Annotated in this window: 15 protein-coding genes; 6 read left to right on the top strand and 9 right to left on the bottom strand. The window is 36.9% G+C overall.

Annotated features, from left to right (window positions below):
* Positions 1-447: 447 nt before the first annotated feature.
* The 5 genes from IO90_RS07050 to IO90_RS07030 form a co-directional block, all read right to left on the bottom strand.
* Positions 448-1,626: an aspartate aminotransferase family protein gene (locus tag IO90_RS07050; RefSeq protein WP_034965282.1), complete on the bottom strand. Its 1,179-nt coding sequence runs from the start codon at positions 1,624-1,626 to the stop codon at positions 448-450.
* Between the two features lie 285 nt (positions 1,627-1,911).
* Positions 1,912-3,657 (bottom strand): OstA-like protein, encoded by a 1,746-nt coding sequence (locus IO90_RS07045; protein ID WP_034965281.1) that lies wholly within the window; start codon positions 3,655-3,657, stop codon positions 1,912-1,914.
* Positions 3,657-4,136 carry a Fur family transcriptional regulator gene (locus IO90_RS07040; protein ID WP_034965279.1) on the bottom strand — a complete coding sequence of 160 codons (480 nt, stop codon included), beginning with the start codon at positions 4,134-4,136 and terminating at the stop codon, positions 3,657-3,659. The genes IO90_RS07045 and IO90_RS07040 overlap by 1 nt, the downstream gene beginning before the upstream one ends.
* A gap of 27 nt (positions 4,137-4,163) precedes the next feature.
* Positions 4,164-6,143, bottom strand: coding sequence for a KUP/HAK/KT family potassium transporter (locus IO90_RS07035; RefSeq protein ID WP_034965277.1), 1,980 nt, complete (start codon positions 6,141-6,143; stop codon positions 4,164-4,166).
* Between the two features lie 168 nt (positions 6,144-6,311).
* Positions 6,312-6,638, bottom strand: coding sequence for a hypothetical protein (locus tag IO90_RS07030; protein WP_034965275.1), 327 nt, complete (start codon positions 6,636-6,638; stop codon positions 6,312-6,314).
* Positions 6,639-6,827: 189 nt separating this feature from the next.
* Here IO90_RS07030 and IO90_RS18970 point away from each other — a divergent pair, with 189 nt between their 5' ends.
* Together IO90_RS18970 and IO90_RS07025 are read left to right on the top strand one after the other, a co-directional pair.
* On the top strand, positions 6,828-7,001 hold the full coding sequence (locus tag IO90_RS18970) for a DUF5522 domain-containing protein (protein ID WP_165569350.1): 174 nt from the start codon (positions 6,828-6,830) through the stop codon (positions 6,999-7,001).
* Positions 7,002-7,010: 9 nt separating this feature from the next.
* Positions 7,011-7,550 carry a DUF4136 domain-containing protein gene (locus tag IO90_RS07025; RefSeq protein ID WP_034965274.1) on the top strand — a complete coding sequence of 180 codons (540 nt, stop codon included), beginning with the start codon at positions 7,011-7,013 and terminating at the stop codon, positions 7,548-7,550.
* A gap of 132 nt (positions 7,551-7,682) precedes the next feature.
* Here IO90_RS07025 and IO90_RS07020 read toward each other — a convergent pair whose 3' ends face one another.
* The 4 genes from IO90_RS07020 to IO90_RS07005 form a co-directional block, all read right to left on the bottom strand.
* On the bottom strand, positions 7,683-8,522 hold the full coding sequence (locus tag IO90_RS07020; protein WP_034965272.1) for a restriction endonuclease: 840 nt from the start codon (positions 8,520-8,522) through the stop codon (positions 7,683-7,685).
* 166 nt (positions 8,523-8,688) lie between these two features.
* A complete protein-coding gene (locus tag IO90_RS07015) occupies positions 8,689-10,005 on the bottom strand; it encodes a sensor histidine kinase (protein WP_034965271.1) in 1,317 nt (438 codons plus the stop codon).
* A gap of 120 nt (positions 10,006-10,125) precedes the next feature.
* Positions 10,126-11,469 carry a sigma-54-dependent transcriptional regulator gene (locus IO90_RS07010; protein WP_034965268.1) on the bottom strand — a complete coding sequence of 448 codons (1,344 nt, stop codon included), beginning with the start codon at positions 11,467-11,469 and terminating at the stop codon, positions 10,126-10,128.
* On the bottom strand, positions 11,469-12,602 hold the full coding sequence (locus IO90_RS07005) for an ATP-binding protein (protein WP_034965267.1): 1,134 nt from the start codon (positions 12,600-12,602) through the stop codon (positions 11,469-11,471). The genes IO90_RS07010 and IO90_RS07005 overlap by 1 nt, the downstream gene beginning before the upstream one ends.
* Before the next feature lie 418 nt (positions 12,603-13,020).
* On the opposite strand from IO90_RS07005, the gene IO90_RS07000 reads away from it, so the two are divergent.
* The 4 genes from IO90_RS07000 (at position 13,021) to IO90_RS06985 (ending at position 17,306) form a co-directional block, all read left to right on the top strand.
* Positions 13,021-14,262 carry an efflux RND transporter periplasmic adaptor subunit gene (locus IO90_RS07000; protein ID WP_034965266.1) on the top strand — a complete coding sequence of 414 codons (1,242 nt, stop codon included), beginning with the start codon at positions 13,021-13,023 and terminating at the stop codon, positions 14,260-14,262.
* A gap of 6 nt (positions 14,263-14,268) precedes the next feature.
* A complete protein-coding gene (locus IO90_RS06995) occupies positions 14,269-15,675 on the top strand; it encodes a S41 family peptidase (RefSeq protein WP_034965264.1) in 1,407 nt (468 codons plus the stop codon).
* A 69-nt stretch (positions 15,676-15,744) separates the two neighbouring features.
* Positions 15,745-16,518 (top strand): GIN domain-containing protein, encoded by a 774-nt coding sequence (locus IO90_RS06990; protein WP_034965263.1) that lies wholly within the window; start codon positions 15,745-15,747, stop codon positions 16,516-16,518.
* Between the two features lie 65 nt (positions 16,519-16,583).
* On the top strand, positions 16,584-17,306 hold the full coding sequence (locus IO90_RS06985; RefSeq protein WP_034965261.1) for an ABC transporter ATP-binding protein: 723 nt from the start codon (positions 16,584-16,586) through the stop codon (positions 17,304-17,306).
* Positions 17,307-17,408 lie beyond the last annotated feature (102 nt).

Below are 17,408 nucleotides of genomic sequence, written 5' to 3'. Positions count from 1 at the left end.
AATAAGATGTTGGTTTTGAACAATATACGCAACAAAATCATTCACCGTATTTTTGCAGTGGTGAACTCCGGCAGAAATTACGAGAAAAACTACCAAAATAATTTGGTTTGTCCATAGAAATCAAGCCGGGCTGCAGATTCGTCGTTAAATCCAGATTTGTACTAAGAACGCACTTTTGTCATTCTTTAGGAAGCTAACTAAGAGCCCGTTTAAATTATATCAAAATTATTTCCCCAGCCTTAAAGGGCGTAATTTTGATGAAATTTTCAAGACGTTTTTTCACCGTTTAGGGCTGGGGAAGAGAAGAACGGTCTAAAAATTTATTTTTGAGTCATTTATAAACAGCCTTTAGGTCTATTTATAAATTCTTTTTCTAAGCGAAGCGACTTTGTGAACTTAAAAACATTTAATTGTCAAAAAAATCTTAGTGATCTTTGTGTTTAAAAATTATTCCACATCATTCAAAGCTTCAAGAATAATCGCACAACCTTTTCTAATTTCCTCTTCCGAGATGGTCAAAGGCGGCGAGATTCTCATATATTCATTTCGGTAAAGTTGCCAGAAGACAATCAGGCCTTTTTCCATACATCTGGAAGCCACTTTCAAAGTGTATTCAGGACTTCCAAGATTCACGGCTAGCATTAAACCTTTTCCATTCACATTTTTGATTTTCGGATGAACCAGCAATTCACGGAAGAGTTTTTCTTTTTTGTCGGTTTCTTCCATCAATCCGCTTTCCAAAACTTCTTTCAAAGTTGCAAGAGAAGCAGCTGCAATCAACGGATTTCCACCAAAAGTCGTAATGTGTCCCAACTTCGGCGAATGTGAAAGGCTGGTCATGATTTCTTTAGAACTCATAAAAGCACCAACTGGAACGCCTCCGCCCATTCCTTTTCCCATCACAAGAATATCCGGAACAATCCCAAAGTGTTCAAACGCAAACAATTTTCCAGTACGTCCAAAACCCGGCTGAATTTCATCAAGAATCAACAAAGCACCAACTTCATCACAACGTTTTTTTAGCTGAATAAAATAATTATCCTTCGGCATTATAAATCCTGCAGCACCTTGAATCGTCTCAACAATAACACAGGCTGTTTTATCCGTGATTCTATCAAAATCATTTTCATTATTGAACTCGATGAAATTGACCATTGGCAACAACGGACGGAATTCTCTTTTATGAAATTCATTTCCGGCAACAGAAAGTGCGCCGTGCGTGTTCCCGTGATAAGCTTCTTTGAAAGCGATGATTTCTTCTCTTCCCGTATGACGTTTCGCCAATTTCAAACTGCCGTCAATAGCTTCTGCGCCAGAGTTGACGAGGTAAGTTACTTCTAAAGGTTCAGGTGTTGCTTTGGCCAAAAGTTTGCAAAGCGCGACTGGTTTTTCCTGCGCATATTCGCCATAGACCATCACGTGAAGATATTTGTCTGCTTGTTCTTTGATGGCATTGACAACTTTCGGGTGCGAATGTCCCAAAGTGTTTGCGGAAACACCGGCTACAAAATCCAAATAAGCTTTTCCATCTTTTCCGTAGATGTAACTTCCTTCTGCCTTTTCCACTTCGAAACCTGCGGCGTAAGGTGTTGTCTGGGCTTGGTATTTAAAAAAATCTTGGTTCATTTTTTAAGTAGATGTTAGAAATTAGATTTTAGAAGTGAGATTTGAATCAATTTTTTTTCCAATTCAAAATACTTCTTAGTTCATTACAAAGTTCCGAAATTTTGAAGTTATGTTCTAAGAAATAACAAATGTTTCACCTCTGCGAAGCGCGCCCCGACTTGAACGGAAATCCTTTTTTGCGTAATCTTAAGTTTTATTTAGATGGAAATCGTCTGCAAAAAAGATTGGGAGTGGAAGGCGGAAAAAGGCGCCCAAATTTCGACTCCGCTCAATGTGACAGATGTTTTACTTCTTCACCCGAATCGGTGTCTTCGGTTTGTTCTTTTCTTCGAGTTTTTTACGTTCTGCATCTGCTCTTTCGTAGAGTGAATTGTCTGACTCGTAGACGATTTCAGGATAGTTTGGCGTGTCGAGGAAAATGTCTTTCCACTTCTGCGGTCTGTCTTTGGTGTTCCAATTGAAATCTTTGAAGAAGCGTTCGTCTTTTGAAATCTTGCTCATAGGATAAGTATCCTGATTTGCGCCGATATTGCAATCTACATTTTCCAATTTGCGGTCTATAAACTGCGCCACAATCTCGCCACAAGTGGAAAGTGCAACGCCGATTCTGGTCACTTCTTTTGTCTTTTGGTTGGTGTCGTCTGCATAGGTGATGGCTTGCGCATTACCGACAGCTTTCGCAACATCGATCGAGTTATCCTTGAGGTAGACGATCATATTTTTGCTTTTGATCTGGTTGAACTCATCCTTCAAATTCAAGGAATCTGCTTTGCTGATTGCGAAGGCATTTCCCAAGACACGTATGGAATCTGTGATCTCTTTTTCGGGATCGCTGTAGACTCGGATCTCGTCGCCTGTGACTTGTTTTGCGCCCATCCAAAGTATTGGTTTTCGGATCAGGTGCATCTCGCCATCGGTTTCGTTCCAGCTGAGGGAATCTGAACGACCTTGCATATTTGGTTTGAAAATACGGACTTTTCGGAAGGCTCTCAGAAAGCTTTTTTTCTTGAGTGCGTTGGCAGAATCTGGTTTTTGGTAAGTCAGGAATTTATCCGCAGAGATAAAAACTGAATCTTTGCTGAGAATCTTCACGGCATAAGGTTTTTCGGTCACCATCGCAGAATCTTTTTTCTCATAGATCTCGCCGTAACCACCTTTTATGAATCTGTTTTCTTTTGGGTCGTCAAGCGTCACATTGCCAGTTCCTTTTCCGAAGCCTGTATTTCTGTTGTAATATAATTTGTCTCCAGTAAGGATCTTATCGTTGTAATGGATTCTCGAATTTTTGTTGAGGAAAGATTCGTTGGTTTTGGAATTGTGTGTTCCTAATTCTGTGTAAACGTAATTTCTTGGATTGTCTTTCGCTCGAATCGTCGTTGGTCCGAAGAAATCAGAAACGCCAGTATTTTGGTTGGTTTTGATATTATCGCTGACAATCGTGTACTTATCGGTTTCGATGTTGGAACGGCCGATGAAGTCGATCATTTTTGTATTGAGGTAATACGTTGCAGATTTGGTGTACATCACACTTCCGTCATTGCTGTAGATTGTTCCGCCAGTGTTGAAATAGGCTGTATTTGGAATTTTATCGTAATAAAGTGTTTCGGTTTTGATGGTCTGTTTCGGATCGGTAAGCACTACGTTTCTTTTGGCGATTCCACGTTCTGTGTTGCCGTCGTATTCCATTTCTTCTGCAGTGATTCGGTTTCCGTCGGCCGTTGTCAAAACGACGTTTCCGATGGCTTTCAGGAAATTTTCCTTTTGATAAAAAACAACTTCGTCCGCCGTCAAAACCGAACCTTGATGTTCGAAAACAACGCTCCCAGAAAAGACGGGATTTCCTTCGTACTTGTCAGCTTTCACACCAAAAGTGTCAGCGTGCTTGTTGATGACTTTCTTAGAAGCTTCTTTGTTTGGATTTGGATTGTTGAAAAAAGGATCTTTTACCAAACCGGGATTCTGGCTTGGCGTCACTTGTGAAAAGATTCTTACAACAACTAAAAGTAATAGTAAAAGAAAGGTTTTCTTCATTAATTTTCAGACTTCTTGTGTCCGTAGAAGTACAGCGAATGCGTATCAATACTTACACCAAATGCTTTTTCGATAGCGTCTTTGATGCCTTGGATCCTTGGGTCGCAAAACTCTATGATCTCTTCAATTTCTTTGTCCGAGCCATCTTTGTAAATTACCAAATGGTCGTGTTGCTTATCAAAATAAGACTTCTCATAAGAAGATGTACTCAAGGTTTTCTCGCCGAACTGGTGCTTTCTGATCAAGCCTGCATCCAGGAAAATCTCGATGGTATTATAGATCGTCGCCTTGCTCACGTGGTATTTTTTCTGCATCATCAGCAGGTAAAGATCGTCCACGTTGAAGTGATGCTCCATATTGTAAATCTCCTCCAAGATGGTGTATCGCTCCGGCGTGTTCCGGAAACCTTTATCCATCAGATATTGTCTCAGAACGTCTTTTATAGTTGCGATATTCAACTCTTTTTGTTTCGTATCCATCTTACAAAAATAGCGATTTTTTTGGGATTAATCTATTTGCTTGGATTCCACTCGTTCTATTTTTTCTGTCTTGATCTTCTGATCGAGTAGTGGTGCGGATTCTACTACCACATTGTGACTTGCAACACCGTAAGAAGTGAAATCGTTGCTTCCCAGTTTTTTCACGAAATGGTAGATATTAAGAATGATCTTATCACGAATCGTCAAAAGGAAATCATTGATGTAAACATTATCAATGATCACAAATTTCAAATCTGGCGGAATGTTGTGTGCTCTGAGTGATGGATGCGCACTTCGAGATGGAATCGTGCCTTCTTCCATCATTTCGGCCAAAACTTGTTGGAAATAATCATTGATTCTTCTGTCTCTTTTGAAACCCAAAAGGAAACTGATCTTATAAATAGTTCCAGGCAAGATCTCCTCAACATTGTATTTGAAACTGTATGGATCTTCTTGATTGACGATGTTTAAGATAAAATAATGATCGGCTCGTTTAGGTTGTGCACGGATGATAGAATAAATGATTTTTGATTCCACTTCGTCATCTCGTTTTGCTCGGCTGAAGAATGCGAGATTGGTCGCATATTTCGGAATCGACTCGTCCAGCTTCATATCTTTGATGGTCGAAATATATTTCTCAAGTTTCACAAATTTGATGAAAGTTGTTTTGATGATTCTACCGTTGTACCAAGCGTACATACAGATTCCAATGAAACCTGCGAGCAGAACAGACATCCAACCGCCATCAAAGAATTTGATGATGTTAGCACTGAAAAATCCACCTTCGATGATGATATAAACGATTGCAAATAGCGCAATCCAAACTTTCTTGGTTCGTGTCTTGAGAAACCAGAAAATCAATAGGATTGTTGTCATCAACATCGTGACTGTGATTGAAAGTCCGTAAGCCGCTTCCATTCTGCCAGATTCTTTGAAGTAAATCACAACGATGAAACACAATAATAAAATGCCCCAGTTGATTCTTGGGATGTACATTTGTCCTTTGATTCCCGATGGATATTCGATTTCCTGATTTGGCCAAAAGTTAAGTGACATTGCTTCCGAAAACATTGTGAAAGCACCAGTAATTACTGCTTGACTGGCAATTACTGCGGCCATTGTCGCCAATATAACTGCTGGAATGATAAACCACTCCGGCATAATTCCGAAGAATGGATTTTTGCCTTGGAAAACCTCGTGGTAGTTGGAAAGCAACCAAGCTCCTTGACCTAAGTAGTTAAGAATCAGCATTGCTTTTACGAAAATCCAACTTACTCTGATATTCTTGATACCGCAATGTCCAAGGTCAGAATACAAAGCTTCTGCACCCGTTGTACAAAGAAAAACAGCGCCTAAAATTACAATCGCACTTGGAGAGTTGTAAATCAATTTCACGGCGTAGTAAGGATTGAACGCTTTCAAAACCATTGGATGCTCTACCAGATGTACAAATCCCGAAATCCCCAAAACCAAAAACCAAAGCACCATCACAGGTCCAAAAAACTTCCCGATAAAGCTGGTTCCAAATTGCTGAACAACAAAAATAATAACCAATATCGCCAAGGTAATAGGAACCACTGGCGGTTTGTGAACCACCAATTCCAGACCTTCTATGGCAGACATCACTGTCAGAGAAGGCGTGATGATACTGTCTGCAACCAAGGCTGCCGCCCCGATAATCGCAATGATGTAGAGCCACTTTTTCTTGAATCGCTTTACGAGAGAATAGAGCGAGAGAATCCCGCCTTCGCCTTTGTTATCGGCCTTGAGAGCAATGATGACGTATTTGATTGTCGTTTGTAAAGTAAGAGTCCAAATGATGCAGGATAGTGCACCTTCTATGTATTCCTCGGAAATGATGCCGCCCGCTTTTCCAGCATTGATGATGGCTTTCATTACATACAACGGTGAGGTTCCGATGTCTCCGAAAACTATTCCTAGTGAAACCAAAACGCCAACTGCGGATAGTTTTTTGAGGTCTATGTGACCGCTGATATCTTGCGACATAATAAAATTATTGTGAAAAATAATTCTGCAAATTTAGATTATTTTACTATCGGAAATTTTTTTTTAATGAAAATGTAATGTTGAAGTGTAAAATATTTTTTCAGTAACTATTAATTATTTGATTATTAATAGTTTGTATAGGTAATTTTGATTGGTTGTCATCAAATTTTATAAGTATTTTACGAAACCCCAGAATTTTCTTTTTTTGAGATAGTTTAAGTTTTGGTCGTTCTTGTAAGCTTCTCTTTCGAAGCTGATGTTGCGATAGGCGAGCTCTGGATTTTTGTACTTCAAATATTTGATATAATATTCTGACAAGTACCAAATGTAAAATGGAATGATTAAAAGTTCCAACTGCTGACGAAGATGGATTTTCTCGTGGTTGATGAGAATCGGATTGTGTCTCAACTCTTTTTTCCTCAGCAAAATAAACGGGAACAAGGTAATCCCCGAAATTTTAGTATTTTTGAGTAATCTTTGGCAGATGATTATCATTTTGAGTTTGGAAGATGGAAGTTAGAGGATGGAAGTTAAATCTGATTTGAAGACGAATCTGCAGCCCGACCTAAGTGGACTCTTCGAGAGCCTCAGAGTGACAATTGTGTGGAGGGCGGAAATAGCTGCCATAATAATTTTGATTAATAATCTATCAAAGATAAAAATTTTGGTACAGTTTTTTAACTTATGAAACTAAATGACATCAAAGAGAATGAGGACTTTTATTATAACGAGCAAGGTTACAAGGTTTTTACGGAAAAATTCCATCTGAAACGTGGCTATTGCTGTAAAAGTGGATGCAGACATTGCCCCTACGGTTATGATAAAAAGACGGATACTTTTATTAAAAAATCAAAATAATATAACATCATGAAAAAATATTTCTTCATATTACTAGCAGCAGTTTCTTTGGGAGTGACTTCTTGCAGCCCTTTCCAAGTGAAATCTGATTATTCTGCAACAGCGAATTTTGCGAATTATAAAACGTATTTGCTGAGAACGGATGATTTGAAACTGAATGACATCGACAAAGACAGAGTTTTGAACGAATTATCTAAACAATTGCAAGCCAAAACTTTGACCTCTGGACAAAATCCAGATTTGATTGTGAATGTGAAAGCATCTCATAAAAAAGTTCAAGACATTACGACTTCTATGGGAGGCGGAATGGGCTGGGGTTGGGGACGACCTTGGGGCTGGGGCGGAGGCTTCGGAATGGGAAATACTTGGACGAATAATTACAACAGCGGAACAATAGTCATCGACATCGTGGATGCGAAAACTCAAAAATTGGTTTGGCAGGGAATTGGAAGCGGACTTTCTGTAGATTCGCCGAAGTCTAAACAAAAACAAATCCCTCAAATTGTAGCTGATATAATGAAAAATTATCCGCCACAGAAGGGGAAATAGTTTTTAATCTCGCAGATTTTACAGATTCAGCAGATTAAATATTTTAAAAAAATCTGCTTGATTCGCAAAATCAGCGAGAAAATAATTTTACAAAATATTAACCATTTCGTTATTTAAAATGAGATGGTTTTTTTATTCCGAAATTTTGATGACTAAAAGTTCTTTTGCTTCTTTCAAAACTTCTGATTTTCTTGCTTCATTCAAATCCAAAACGTCGAGTAAATTTTGATTGTTGAATAATTCCTTGACCAAAACACATTTTTTCTCCAGCAATCTTTGTTTCTGTTTTCCGTCCAAAGTGGTTAGGCAAGTAATTGGATAAAGCGCATTTTGGTCAACCAAACTTTTGATGTTTTTACCTTTTGGATAATCCCAAGACAACAATCGGAGTCCGTAATATTCGCCAAAAGCCACAGAATCTTTGGTAAAATAAGTGTTCGTGATGAGCCAGCCATCTGTAAATTCGGTTTGAGTTCCGAATAGATTATAGTTGATTCCAGAAATATCTTTGATTCTCGATAAGACGTACATCGGCGTTGTGACGGAGATTTTCGTGTCTTCCGCATTTCGGAATTTGCATTCAACCCAATAGGTTTTCTCATCTTTTTTGGCAATGACGTCTGCTTCGTGCGTCACCGAATGTCCTTTTATCAGTTGTCCAGTTTCGGTTTTGTACCCGATGTTTTGAAAAACTCTCGCAATCCACTGTTCGAAATAAAAACCCGCTGGTCCCAATTCCAACAACGCTTTTTTCAAGCTGTATCTTGCTGCGACGGAATTTGAGATTTTCTTCAGTTCGTCGAAAGCCAGTTTGTAAATTTCTCGTGTTGTGACGCCTTCGATGCAATTTGGTAAAATATTGTCAATCACTTTTTTGATAGAGTTTTCTTCCGCTCCAGAGTTCCGAAGTGAGTTTTCCAGTTTTGAGATTTCAAATTCTACAATTTCACCAGCGTTATTTTTGATTTTCATAATTGGGTTGGATTTTTAACGCAAAGGCGCAACTCTTTTTTATTTTAATGATGAATAAAAGTCGCTACTTTTCCAATGCTAATCTTATCGAAGATAAAAAACTTTGCGACTTTTACACTTCGAATCTAATAATTTTTTGCGCCTTTGTGATAAATATTTTCTTCATTTACTCCAAAAACCACATTTCAAATCGGCTTCCTTTTTCCAAAGGTTTATAATTGAGATAACCTTTATGCGCCTCGATAATACTTTTGCTCAAAGTTAATCCAATTCCGGAACCACTGATTCGGGTTGTGAAAAATGGCAAGAAAATCTTGTCTTTAATTTCATTTGAGATTCCGATTCCGTTGTCTTCAACGCTTAAAAGAATTCGTTTGTTGAATGTTCTTATTTCTGTTTTAATGATTCTTTCTGAATTGTCTGCAACTGCGTAAATTGCATTCAGATAAAGATTAATCAAACATCTCTCAATCATTTTCTGGTCAGCAAAAATCATTTGATTTTCTAATGAATTGATGATTTTAATCTGATTTTTTTCGAATTCTGGCTTGAGGAAATTCAGTGCAGATTCTACAATTTGCGTCAATGAAATAGTTTTGAATACAGGTTTTGGAAGTTCTGCAACTTGTCGGTAATCGTCCACGAAATTCAACAGTTGTTTCGATTTTGAATTGATAATCATCAGACTTTCCTTCATTTCTTCCTGGTCATCTTTGTCAACAATTTCCTGATTGGCGATATATTCGAGGTTTTGAATTAAGCTGTTGACAGGCGTTAGAGTATTCAAAAGTTCGTGAGAAATCACTTTCATTAAATTATTCCAAGCCAATTTTTCTTTTTGTTCGATGATTTTCTGAACAGATTCCAAACTGATGATGCAGAAACGATTTTTGACATTCTGAACTTTTTTGGTCCGAAGAGAAAAGGATTGTTTCACATTTTCATTAATCGAAATATCAAAGAATTCCTGTGAGTTTTCGTAATTGGTTTGCTCGATGATTTTATAGAATTCTGATGTTTTGGATTTATACAATTCCCAGGAATTATATTTCGGAATCTGTAATATTTCCAGAAAAACAGGATTCACATAAAAAACTTCCCACTGATTATTTTTCTCGGAAAGAATCATCAATCCGATTTCCAGTTGATTCAGAATTTCTTCGTACAAAAGTTTATAGGAAGACAAGGCCAAATATTCCTCTTTGCTTTGATAATAAAGTTTTACAGCATTATCCACCAGATTATTTTCTTCAGTTTTTGGGAACAGTGAAAAATCTTTTTTCTGAATCGCCAACAATATTTTCTCACTTTTCTGAACATAACTCAGAGCTGAAATCTGCGCCAAAATAATGCATCCAATACTTATAGCAGTAAACAATCCGAAGTTAATCCACTTGCTTTGTGTATAAAAATCAAAGGCGAAAATCCCACTGACAATTGCTAGTAGAATAAATATTAGCCAGATAATTTGTTGTTTGTTCATCTACAATTCAAATTTTGATTAATAGGATTTCATCCTATTCTTGATTAAATAGTTCCTTCGGAACTGTGGTTGAATCTTAACTTCAGACTTCCTTCCTCCATCTTCCAACTTCCTGCTTTATCACAATTCAAATTTTTCCATTCTTCTGTACAACGCAGCTCTCGATAATCCCAAATCTTCCGCCGCCAAAGAAATATTTCCCCGATGTTTTTTCAAAGCTTTTTTGATGAGAATTTCTTCCATTTCCTCGATGTTGAGATTGACGATTGTTTTTTCAGATTCTTCATCCTGAGGCATCAATAATTTTAAATTTTTCTCATTAGAAAGAATCACGCTTCTCTCGATGCAGTGGTCGAGTTCACGGATATTTCCCGGCCAGGAATACGTTGTGAGTTCATTAGTCAAAGATTCATTTAAAGCTAAATCAGATTTATGATATTTTTGTTTATACTTTTCCAAAAAATAGTTAGCCAAAGTTGGAATATCTTCTAAACGTTCTCTCAAACTCGGAATTTGCAATTCAACCGTATTGATTCTATAATATAAATCCTTCCTGAAACGATTTTCCGAAACTGCTTTTTTAAGATTTTCATTTGTTGCAAAAATAAATCTGACATCCAACGCTCGTTCTTTATTTTCCCCGATTCTCGTCAATTTTCGATTTTGAATTAAACTCAACAATTTGGTTTGAAGATGAAGCGGAAGATTTCCAATCTCATCCAAAAATACTGTTCCGTTCTGTGCATTTTCAATTTTCCCGGAATAATCCTGATTCGCGTCGGTAAACGCTCCTTTTTTGTAACCAAACAATTCCGCTTCAAACAAATTTTCAGACAAACTTCCCAAATCTATGTGAACGAAAGGCTGGTTTTTTCTTTCTGATAATTCGTGAATGTGCTCTGCCAAAACATATTTTCCCGTTCCATTTTCTCCCAAAAGCAAAATATTCGCATCAGTCGGAGCAACTTTCGTGATTTGTTCCATCACTTCCTGCATTGCAAAAGACGCAGTTTCCAATTGGTATTGATTGGTTTTTACGCTCACATTTTCCCACTGATTCAGTTTTTTATTTTTTCGGGAAATATCAACTGCAAGATTTACGGAAGCATATAATTTCTCATTATTCCAAGGTTTTAAAATGAAATCCGATGCGCCATTCTTCAATGCTTCAACCGCCAATTCCACTTCGCCGTAAGCTGTCATCAGGATGATTGGAAGCTGAGGTTCCAGCGTTTTGATTTCATTCATCCAATACAATCCATCCTGCCCATTTTCAAAACCTTTCCGGAAATTCATATCAAGAAGGACCGTGTCAACTTGCTGTTCGGCTAAAAACTTCAGAATATTTTTAGGCTGACTCAAACAACTTACTTCGGTGAAAAATTTCTTGAGCCAGACTCTCGCCGAAAATAAAATATCCTCGTCGTCATCTACTATTAAAATATGAGCTTCTTTTTTTCGCATCAGGATATAAAATCTAAGTAGTTATTTTGGTTAATGATTGTAAATTCTGCCTCTGGATAAGCTTTTGCAAATGCGGTCGGAATTTTTGCCTTGTCAGATTTCCACTTGGTTTCCCAAGCTTTTATGTTCTGATAATTGTCTATTTCCAGCAAGTCAATTTCTTGTCCGTCGTAAGTTCTCCAAAAATGATATTGCGGATATTGCAGGTTGGAAGCGTTGGATTTTATCCTTTCCGAGATGAAATATTGCTCCCACAACTGCCCAACATCATTCCTCTGGGAAAGAAGATTGAAGTTGTTGATGAGCGCGTTTCGGATGCCGTTATCGTGGAAGTACCATTTTTTACTTTTAGTGATTTCCTTTCTCAGATTTTTGCTAAAACCACTTATCGGAAAAATGATGTAAACTTTCGAAAGCAAATCCAAATATCTATCAACTGTTATTTTATTGATTTGTAATGCGTTGCCGAGTTCTGTTGTGCTCACGAGATTTCCACACTGGAAAGCCAGCAATTGCAGTAATTTGTACAGAATATCCGAGCCTAAAACATTTTCGTACATCAGGATGTCTTTCAGAAGGTAGTTTTCTACCAGCTGTTTCAGGTAGTTTTGTTTTTCTTCCAAAGTTTCGAGGTGCCAAAGTTCGGGGTAACTTCCATAGATGATTCTTTCCTCGAGATTATTTTTGGTGTCAAGGAGATTTTCGGTTTCAGACAATTCTTTTTGAGCGATTGGAAACATTTGGAAATCCATATTTCTTCCTACCAATGGCTGTCCGGAGGAATTTTGCAAATCAAAACTACTGCTTCCCGTGACGATGATGTTGAGCGGTTCTATATTATCAATCATCAATTTAAGGATATTCCCGATGTCTGGGACCACTTGCGCTTCATCTATCATCAGCAGTTTTTTGTTGCCAATCAGTCGCTCATAGTTTTTGACTGTTCGCGTTTTCAAAAGTTCTTGCACGTTCATATCTTCGCCTTGGAGGATGATGGCGTCGTCCGAATGTTCCGAAAAGATAGTTTTGAGCATTGTGGATTTGCCGGTACGTCGCGTTCCGAAAATCCGAATAACCTTTTGTTTATGAAGGTTTCTCTCAATTGTTTTCTTTAAATATCTTTGAATATTCATCTCATCGATTTGAAAAAGCAAGTTAATAAAATTATTTTTACTGACTCAATTAATGTTAATTAAGTCATCTAGGTGACCTAATTAATATTAATTGAGTCGTTATATTGACTTTATTTATAACAATTCAGTCGTGTTTAATCTCTTTAATCAATTAAAAACCATTTTATTTTACCATCCACAAAAACTTATTACAATGGATATTAAATTTTAAACAAGTTCTTAATCATCAGTCATCAATCATCATTTATCATTCATCAATTATATCATCTGTCCGTTTTCGCACAAAAAGTGTCCGATAATGAACAGTCTTAAAATTAATTAAAATATATTTAATCACATTTTCAGAATGTTACAAACTTATAAATCTCTGGCATCTGCATTGTGTAATAGTCTGTAGATAAATAAGTTATCTTAAAATATGGATACGAAAATAGTAAAAAAGAAATCTAAACTAAAATTAATATCGATTATCATTCTTTCTGGTTTGGCGATTTCAGTTTTTGGCTGGTACTTTTTGAATCAGAAAAAAACTTACAATGTGAAACTGGAGGATATTCAAACGGATGAAGTGACAAATGGAAAATTTGAAGATATGCTGATGGTGACGGCGCAAACGCAATCTCTCAATTCTTCCCTAGTGAATGTTTTAGAAGGTGGCGCGGTGAAAGAAATTTTTGCGGAAGACGGACAAATGGTGACGAAAGGACAGCCTATCGCGAGAGTTTACAATCCGAATACAGAATTCAATTATCTGAATCAGGAAACGGGAATTATGCAACAAATCAGTCAGATGAGAAGTTCGCTTTTGGAGTTGAAAAATCAGGAATTCAATCAGGATAAAGAGTTGCTACAGTCTCAAAATGATTACAATACGGCTTTGCAGTCTTTCAACCTTCAAAAAAGATTGTACGATGCGGAAATTGGAAAGAAAACCGATTATGATATCGCTTTACAAAATCTGAATTATCAGAAACAAAGAAAAGTGATTGTGGAAAAAGGTGCCTCCAGTGAAAAAGCTTCCAGAAATTCTCAGTTTTCCGCCATTAATAGTTCCATTAATCAAATGGAAAAAAGTCTGAATATTCTTCGTTCCAACAAAAATAATTTCCTGATAATGTCGCCTGTTTCGGGAAGATTATCATCATTTAATATTTCATTAGGACAAAATCTGACGAGCGGAGAAAGCATTGGTAAAGTTGATTTGATGGGCGGTTACAAGCTGATTGCAAAAGTGGATGAGTATTATATCAATAAATTAATCAACGGCATCAAAGGAAGTCTGGAAAGCAATGCAAAACAATTCGATGTCATCATTACCAAAATTCTTCCGGAAGTGAAAGACGGACAGTTTTCTGTGGAACTTAATTTCGTTGATGTAAAACCTGAAAATCTGAAAATCGGAATGACGTTCGGCGTGAAACTGAAATTGTCTGCTGATACGCAAAGTATGATGATTCCAAAAGGAAATTTCTACAAAGACACGAACGGAAAATGGATTTTCGTAGTAAAAGGAAACAAAGCTGAAAAGAGAAGCATCAGCCTTGGAAGAGAAAATCAAATGTATTACGAAGTGGTTTCCGGATTGAAACAAGGTGAAACGGTCATTACATCAGATTATACTGAATTGAAGAAATATGAAATATTAGATATTCAAAAATAAATAATTATGAAAGCTAAGTGGTTAATTTTAAGTTGTGTTTTTTTATTCAGTAATTTCTTTTCTGCCCAAACTCCTAATACTTTATCACTAGATGATAAGATCTATGGACTTTCAAAATTCTGGAGCGAAGCTAACTACAATTTTGTATACATGTACAAAATAGATCAGGAGAAATGGAATGCCGCGTACAAAGAAGCTATTTCAAACGTTCAGAAGACCAAAAACGATTACGAATATTTTAGAGAACTTCAAAAGTTATGTTCCATTCTGAAAGATGGACATACCAAAGTGTACTTTCCCGATGAAATTCAAAGTAAGATAATGACTACGAATTTTGGAGATTACCGTGTTTTTTTGACCAATTTGCAAGGAAGGATCTTCGTTTTCGATGTCAATAAAAGTAAGGAAAAAGAAATTCCGGTAGGAAGTGAAATCTTAAAAGTAAATGGATTTTCTGCGCAGGAATACCAAACCAAATATGTAAACCCATATATTTCTACTTCAACAGAAAACGACCTCAACAATACAGCTGGTTACAATTTGCTGGCAGGATTGAGTGGAGAACAATATGATATTGAACTCAAAACGCCCAAAGGAGAACTTAAAAAGATCCATTTGGTACATTCAAAGACTGAAGAAAAGGAACTCAGTTCCATACCGCTGCCGAAGCGTGGGAATTTTGAATTCAAATGGCTGAAAGGTGACGTTGCATATGTTGCTGTCCGTAGTTTTGATGATGCATCGGTAATAAAAGATTTTGAATCAAAACTCCCTGAATTAAAAAAAGCGAAAAAGATTATTGTTGATATTCGTAATAATGGCGGCGGAAGCGGTAAAAACGCATTAAATCTCGCCAAATACTTTTCGAGAAACGACACGATATATGGCGCTAGAAATTACAGTAGAGAGATCATTCCGACAGAACGGGCAATCGGTTCCTTCTTGACGGCTCAGGACACTATCAGCGGAAAGTCACAATGGGGAATAACTAAAGAAGAGGCAGTCAATCTGTTTAAAGCCTACTCAGGAAGCAAATTTTATACTTTTGATTATAAACCTAACATCATTCATTCGGATTTTAAATTTTTGGTTCCGACGGTGATATTAACTAATAATAATACAGCTTCAGCGGCAGAAGATTTTCTGATCTACCTGTACAGCGAAAAAAACATCACCAGAATTGGTGATTATACCAATGGAAGTACAGGGCAGCCACTGCAGATCGAATTACCAGGCCAAACAACAGCTTGGATCTGCACCAAAAAAGTCACTCTTCCTAGTGGAGAAGAGTTTGTAGGAATCGGAATCAAGCCAGATATTTTGATCAAATGGAATTTGAATGACATACTCTACCCAACAAAATATGATTCTCAATTGTCAGAAGCCATCGCGTATCTGAATAAACTGAAATAAATCCTTCTTTCAGACAAAACCTAAGAATGCATTTTAAATTTAATCAGAAACTAAAAAATTATATAAAAGATGAAAAGACTATTATTATTGATCTCACTTACCATCAGCGTTGCATCGTCTATGGTAATTTTAAAAGCTTGTGATCTTTCGGATAGGATTCAGATAACAGAAACCAAAACCTTCAACTTATCTTCTTTTGATGCTGTAAAAACATCGCAAGCTATCGAAGTGGAAATTATTAAATCAGATGTAGAAAAAGCAGTTGCGACAAGCAATTATATGAGTGATTTGAAAATTGAAGTGAAGAATAAAACCTTGTCTGTCCAATACAGACCCAATGTTTCATTACAAAATGCAAATACAAAAGTGGTGATCTATGCTAAAAATCTGAAAAAATTAGAAGTCGACAATGCATCAATTGTAAAAGTGAAAAGTATTTTTGACAATAATGAACAAACTTTTGAAATTAAAGGCGCAGGGAAGATCTATGCAGATTCAAAATCGCCGGTCTTAAAGATCAAAGCACATAATGCAGGTGGATTTTCTGGGAAGATCGAAACTAAAAACCTGACGATCAATGCCACCTCTGCAAGTAGTGTAAAATTGAGTGGTTCATCCGAAAATGCAGTAATTAATGCTGAAAGTGCAAGTGACATCGACGCAAAACAAATGATGATAGAAGTTGCAATAGCAAATGCATCTGCGACTTCAAATATAACTTTAAGTGTTTCCAAAGAATTGACAGCTTCGGCAAGTTCAATGGCGAAAATCAGATATAAAACAATATCAGGAATCAAATTCTCTGCGACAAGGAGTTCCGCCGGAACAATCGATATGCTTTAAATTATAATCGATTATTGATAAATTTTTATTAAAACTAAAATTACAAACTTTAAAACTAAATTAGAATGATAAGTATTCAAAACCTTTCAAAAGTCTATAAAACAGAAGATGTTCAAACCAACGCTCTGAACAATGTAAGCCTGCACATCAAAGAAGGCGAATTTGTAGCGATAATGGGACCTTCAGGTTGTGGAAAATCAACTTTTCTTAATATTCTTGGACTTCTGGACAGCGCTTCTTCAGGTTCTTACCAATTCGAATCGGTAGAAACAATAGGAACATCTGAGAAGAAAAAATCGGACATCCGAAAGAAGAATATCGGTTTCATTTTTCAGAATTTTAATTTGATTGATGAACTTACGGTTTATGAAAATATCGAACTTCCACTAATCTACAACGGCGTTTCTTCTTCAGAAAGAAAAAAACGTGTAGAGGAAATTATGGAGAAAATCAACATTGCACACAGAGCAAAACATTATCCACAGCAACTTTCAGGTGGTCAACAGCAGAGAGCGGCCGTTGCAAGAGCATTGGTGACAAGACCAAAATTAATCCTTGCCGATGAGCCAACCGGAAACCTCGACAGCTCCAACGGAAATGAGGTGATGAACCTTTTGGCTGAACTTCACAGAGAAGGTTCCACGATTGCGATGGTGACGCACTCTTCTTACGACGCAGGTTACGCCTCACGAATCGTGAATATGAAAGACGGCGAAATCTTCAGCGAGGAACATTCTTCCCAAAGAAAAGATGTTTTCGAAAAAGCAGATTCTAAGAACTTTGAATAATTCTGTAAGAAGGAATCCGACAGGATTCAATATCAGTAGCCGTAGGTGAAACCTATGGAAATTGAACACGGAAAATAACATTCATTCAACCATTTTATTAAT

It is taken from the genome of Chryseobacterium sp. FH1 (assembly GCF_000735135.1).
GTDB lineage: Bacteria > Bacteroidota > Bacteroidia > Flavobacteriales > Weeksellaceae > Epilithonimonas.
Note: the sequence above shows the minus strand (reverse complement) of the source record. Positions and strands in the feature narration are given on the sequence as shown.

Coding starts and splice junctions, on each gene's coding strand:
- IO90_RS07000 (WP_034965266.1), top strand. CDS start 13,021: ATGGATACGAAAATAGTAAAAAAGAAATCTAAACTAAAATTAATATCG.
- IO90_RS07035 (WP_034965277.1), bottom strand. CDS start 6,143: ATGTCGCAAGATATCAGCGGTCACATAGACCTCAAAAAACTATCCGCA.
- IO90_RS06985 (WP_034965261.1), top strand. CDS start 16,584: ATGATAAGTATTCAAAACCTTTCAAAAGTCTATAAAACAGAAGATGTT.
- IO90_RS07040 (WP_034965279.1), bottom strand. CDS start 4,136: ATGGATACGAAACAAAAAGAGTTGAATATCGCAACTATAAAAGACGTT.
- IO90_RS07030 (WP_034965275.1), bottom strand. CDS start 6,638: ATGATAATCATCTGCCAAAGATTACTCAAAAATACTAAAATTTCGGGG.
- IO90_RS06990 (WP_034965263.1), top strand. CDS start 15,745: ATGAAAAGACTATTATTATTGATCTCACTTACCATCAGCGTTGCATCG.
- IO90_RS07045 (WP_034965281.1), bottom strand. CDS start 3,657: ATGAAGAAAACCTTTCTTTTACTATTACTTTTAGTTGTTGTAAGAATC.
- IO90_RS07025 (WP_034965274.1), top strand. CDS start 7,011: ATGAAAAAATATTTCTTCATATTACTAGCAGCAGTTTCTTTGGGAGTG.
- IO90_RS07015 (WP_034965271.1), bottom strand. CDS start 10,005: ATGAACAAACAACAAATTATCTGGCTAATATTTATTCTACTAGCAATT.
- IO90_RS07020 (WP_034965272.1), bottom strand. CDS start 8,522: ATGAAAATCAAAAATAACGCTGGTGAAATTGTAGAATTTGAAATCTCA.
- IO90_RS07005 (WP_034965267.1), bottom strand. CDS start 12,602: ATGAATATTCAAAGATATTTAAAGAAAACAATTGAGAGAAACCTTCAT.
- IO90_RS07050 (WP_034965282.1), bottom strand. CDS start 1,626: ATGAACCAAGATTTTTTTAAATACCAAGCCCAGACAACACCTTACGCC.
- IO90_RS07010 (WP_034965268.1), bottom strand. CDS start 11,469: ATGCGAAAAAAAGAAGCTCATATTTTAATAGTAGATGACGACGAGGAT.
- IO90_RS06995 (WP_034965264.1), top strand. CDS start 14,269: ATGAAAGCTAAGTGGTTAATTTTAAGTTGTGTTTTTTTATTCAGTAAT.
- IO90_RS18970 (WP_165569350.1), top strand. CDS start 6,828: ATGAAACTAAATGACATCAAAGAGAATGAGGACTTTTATTATAACGAG.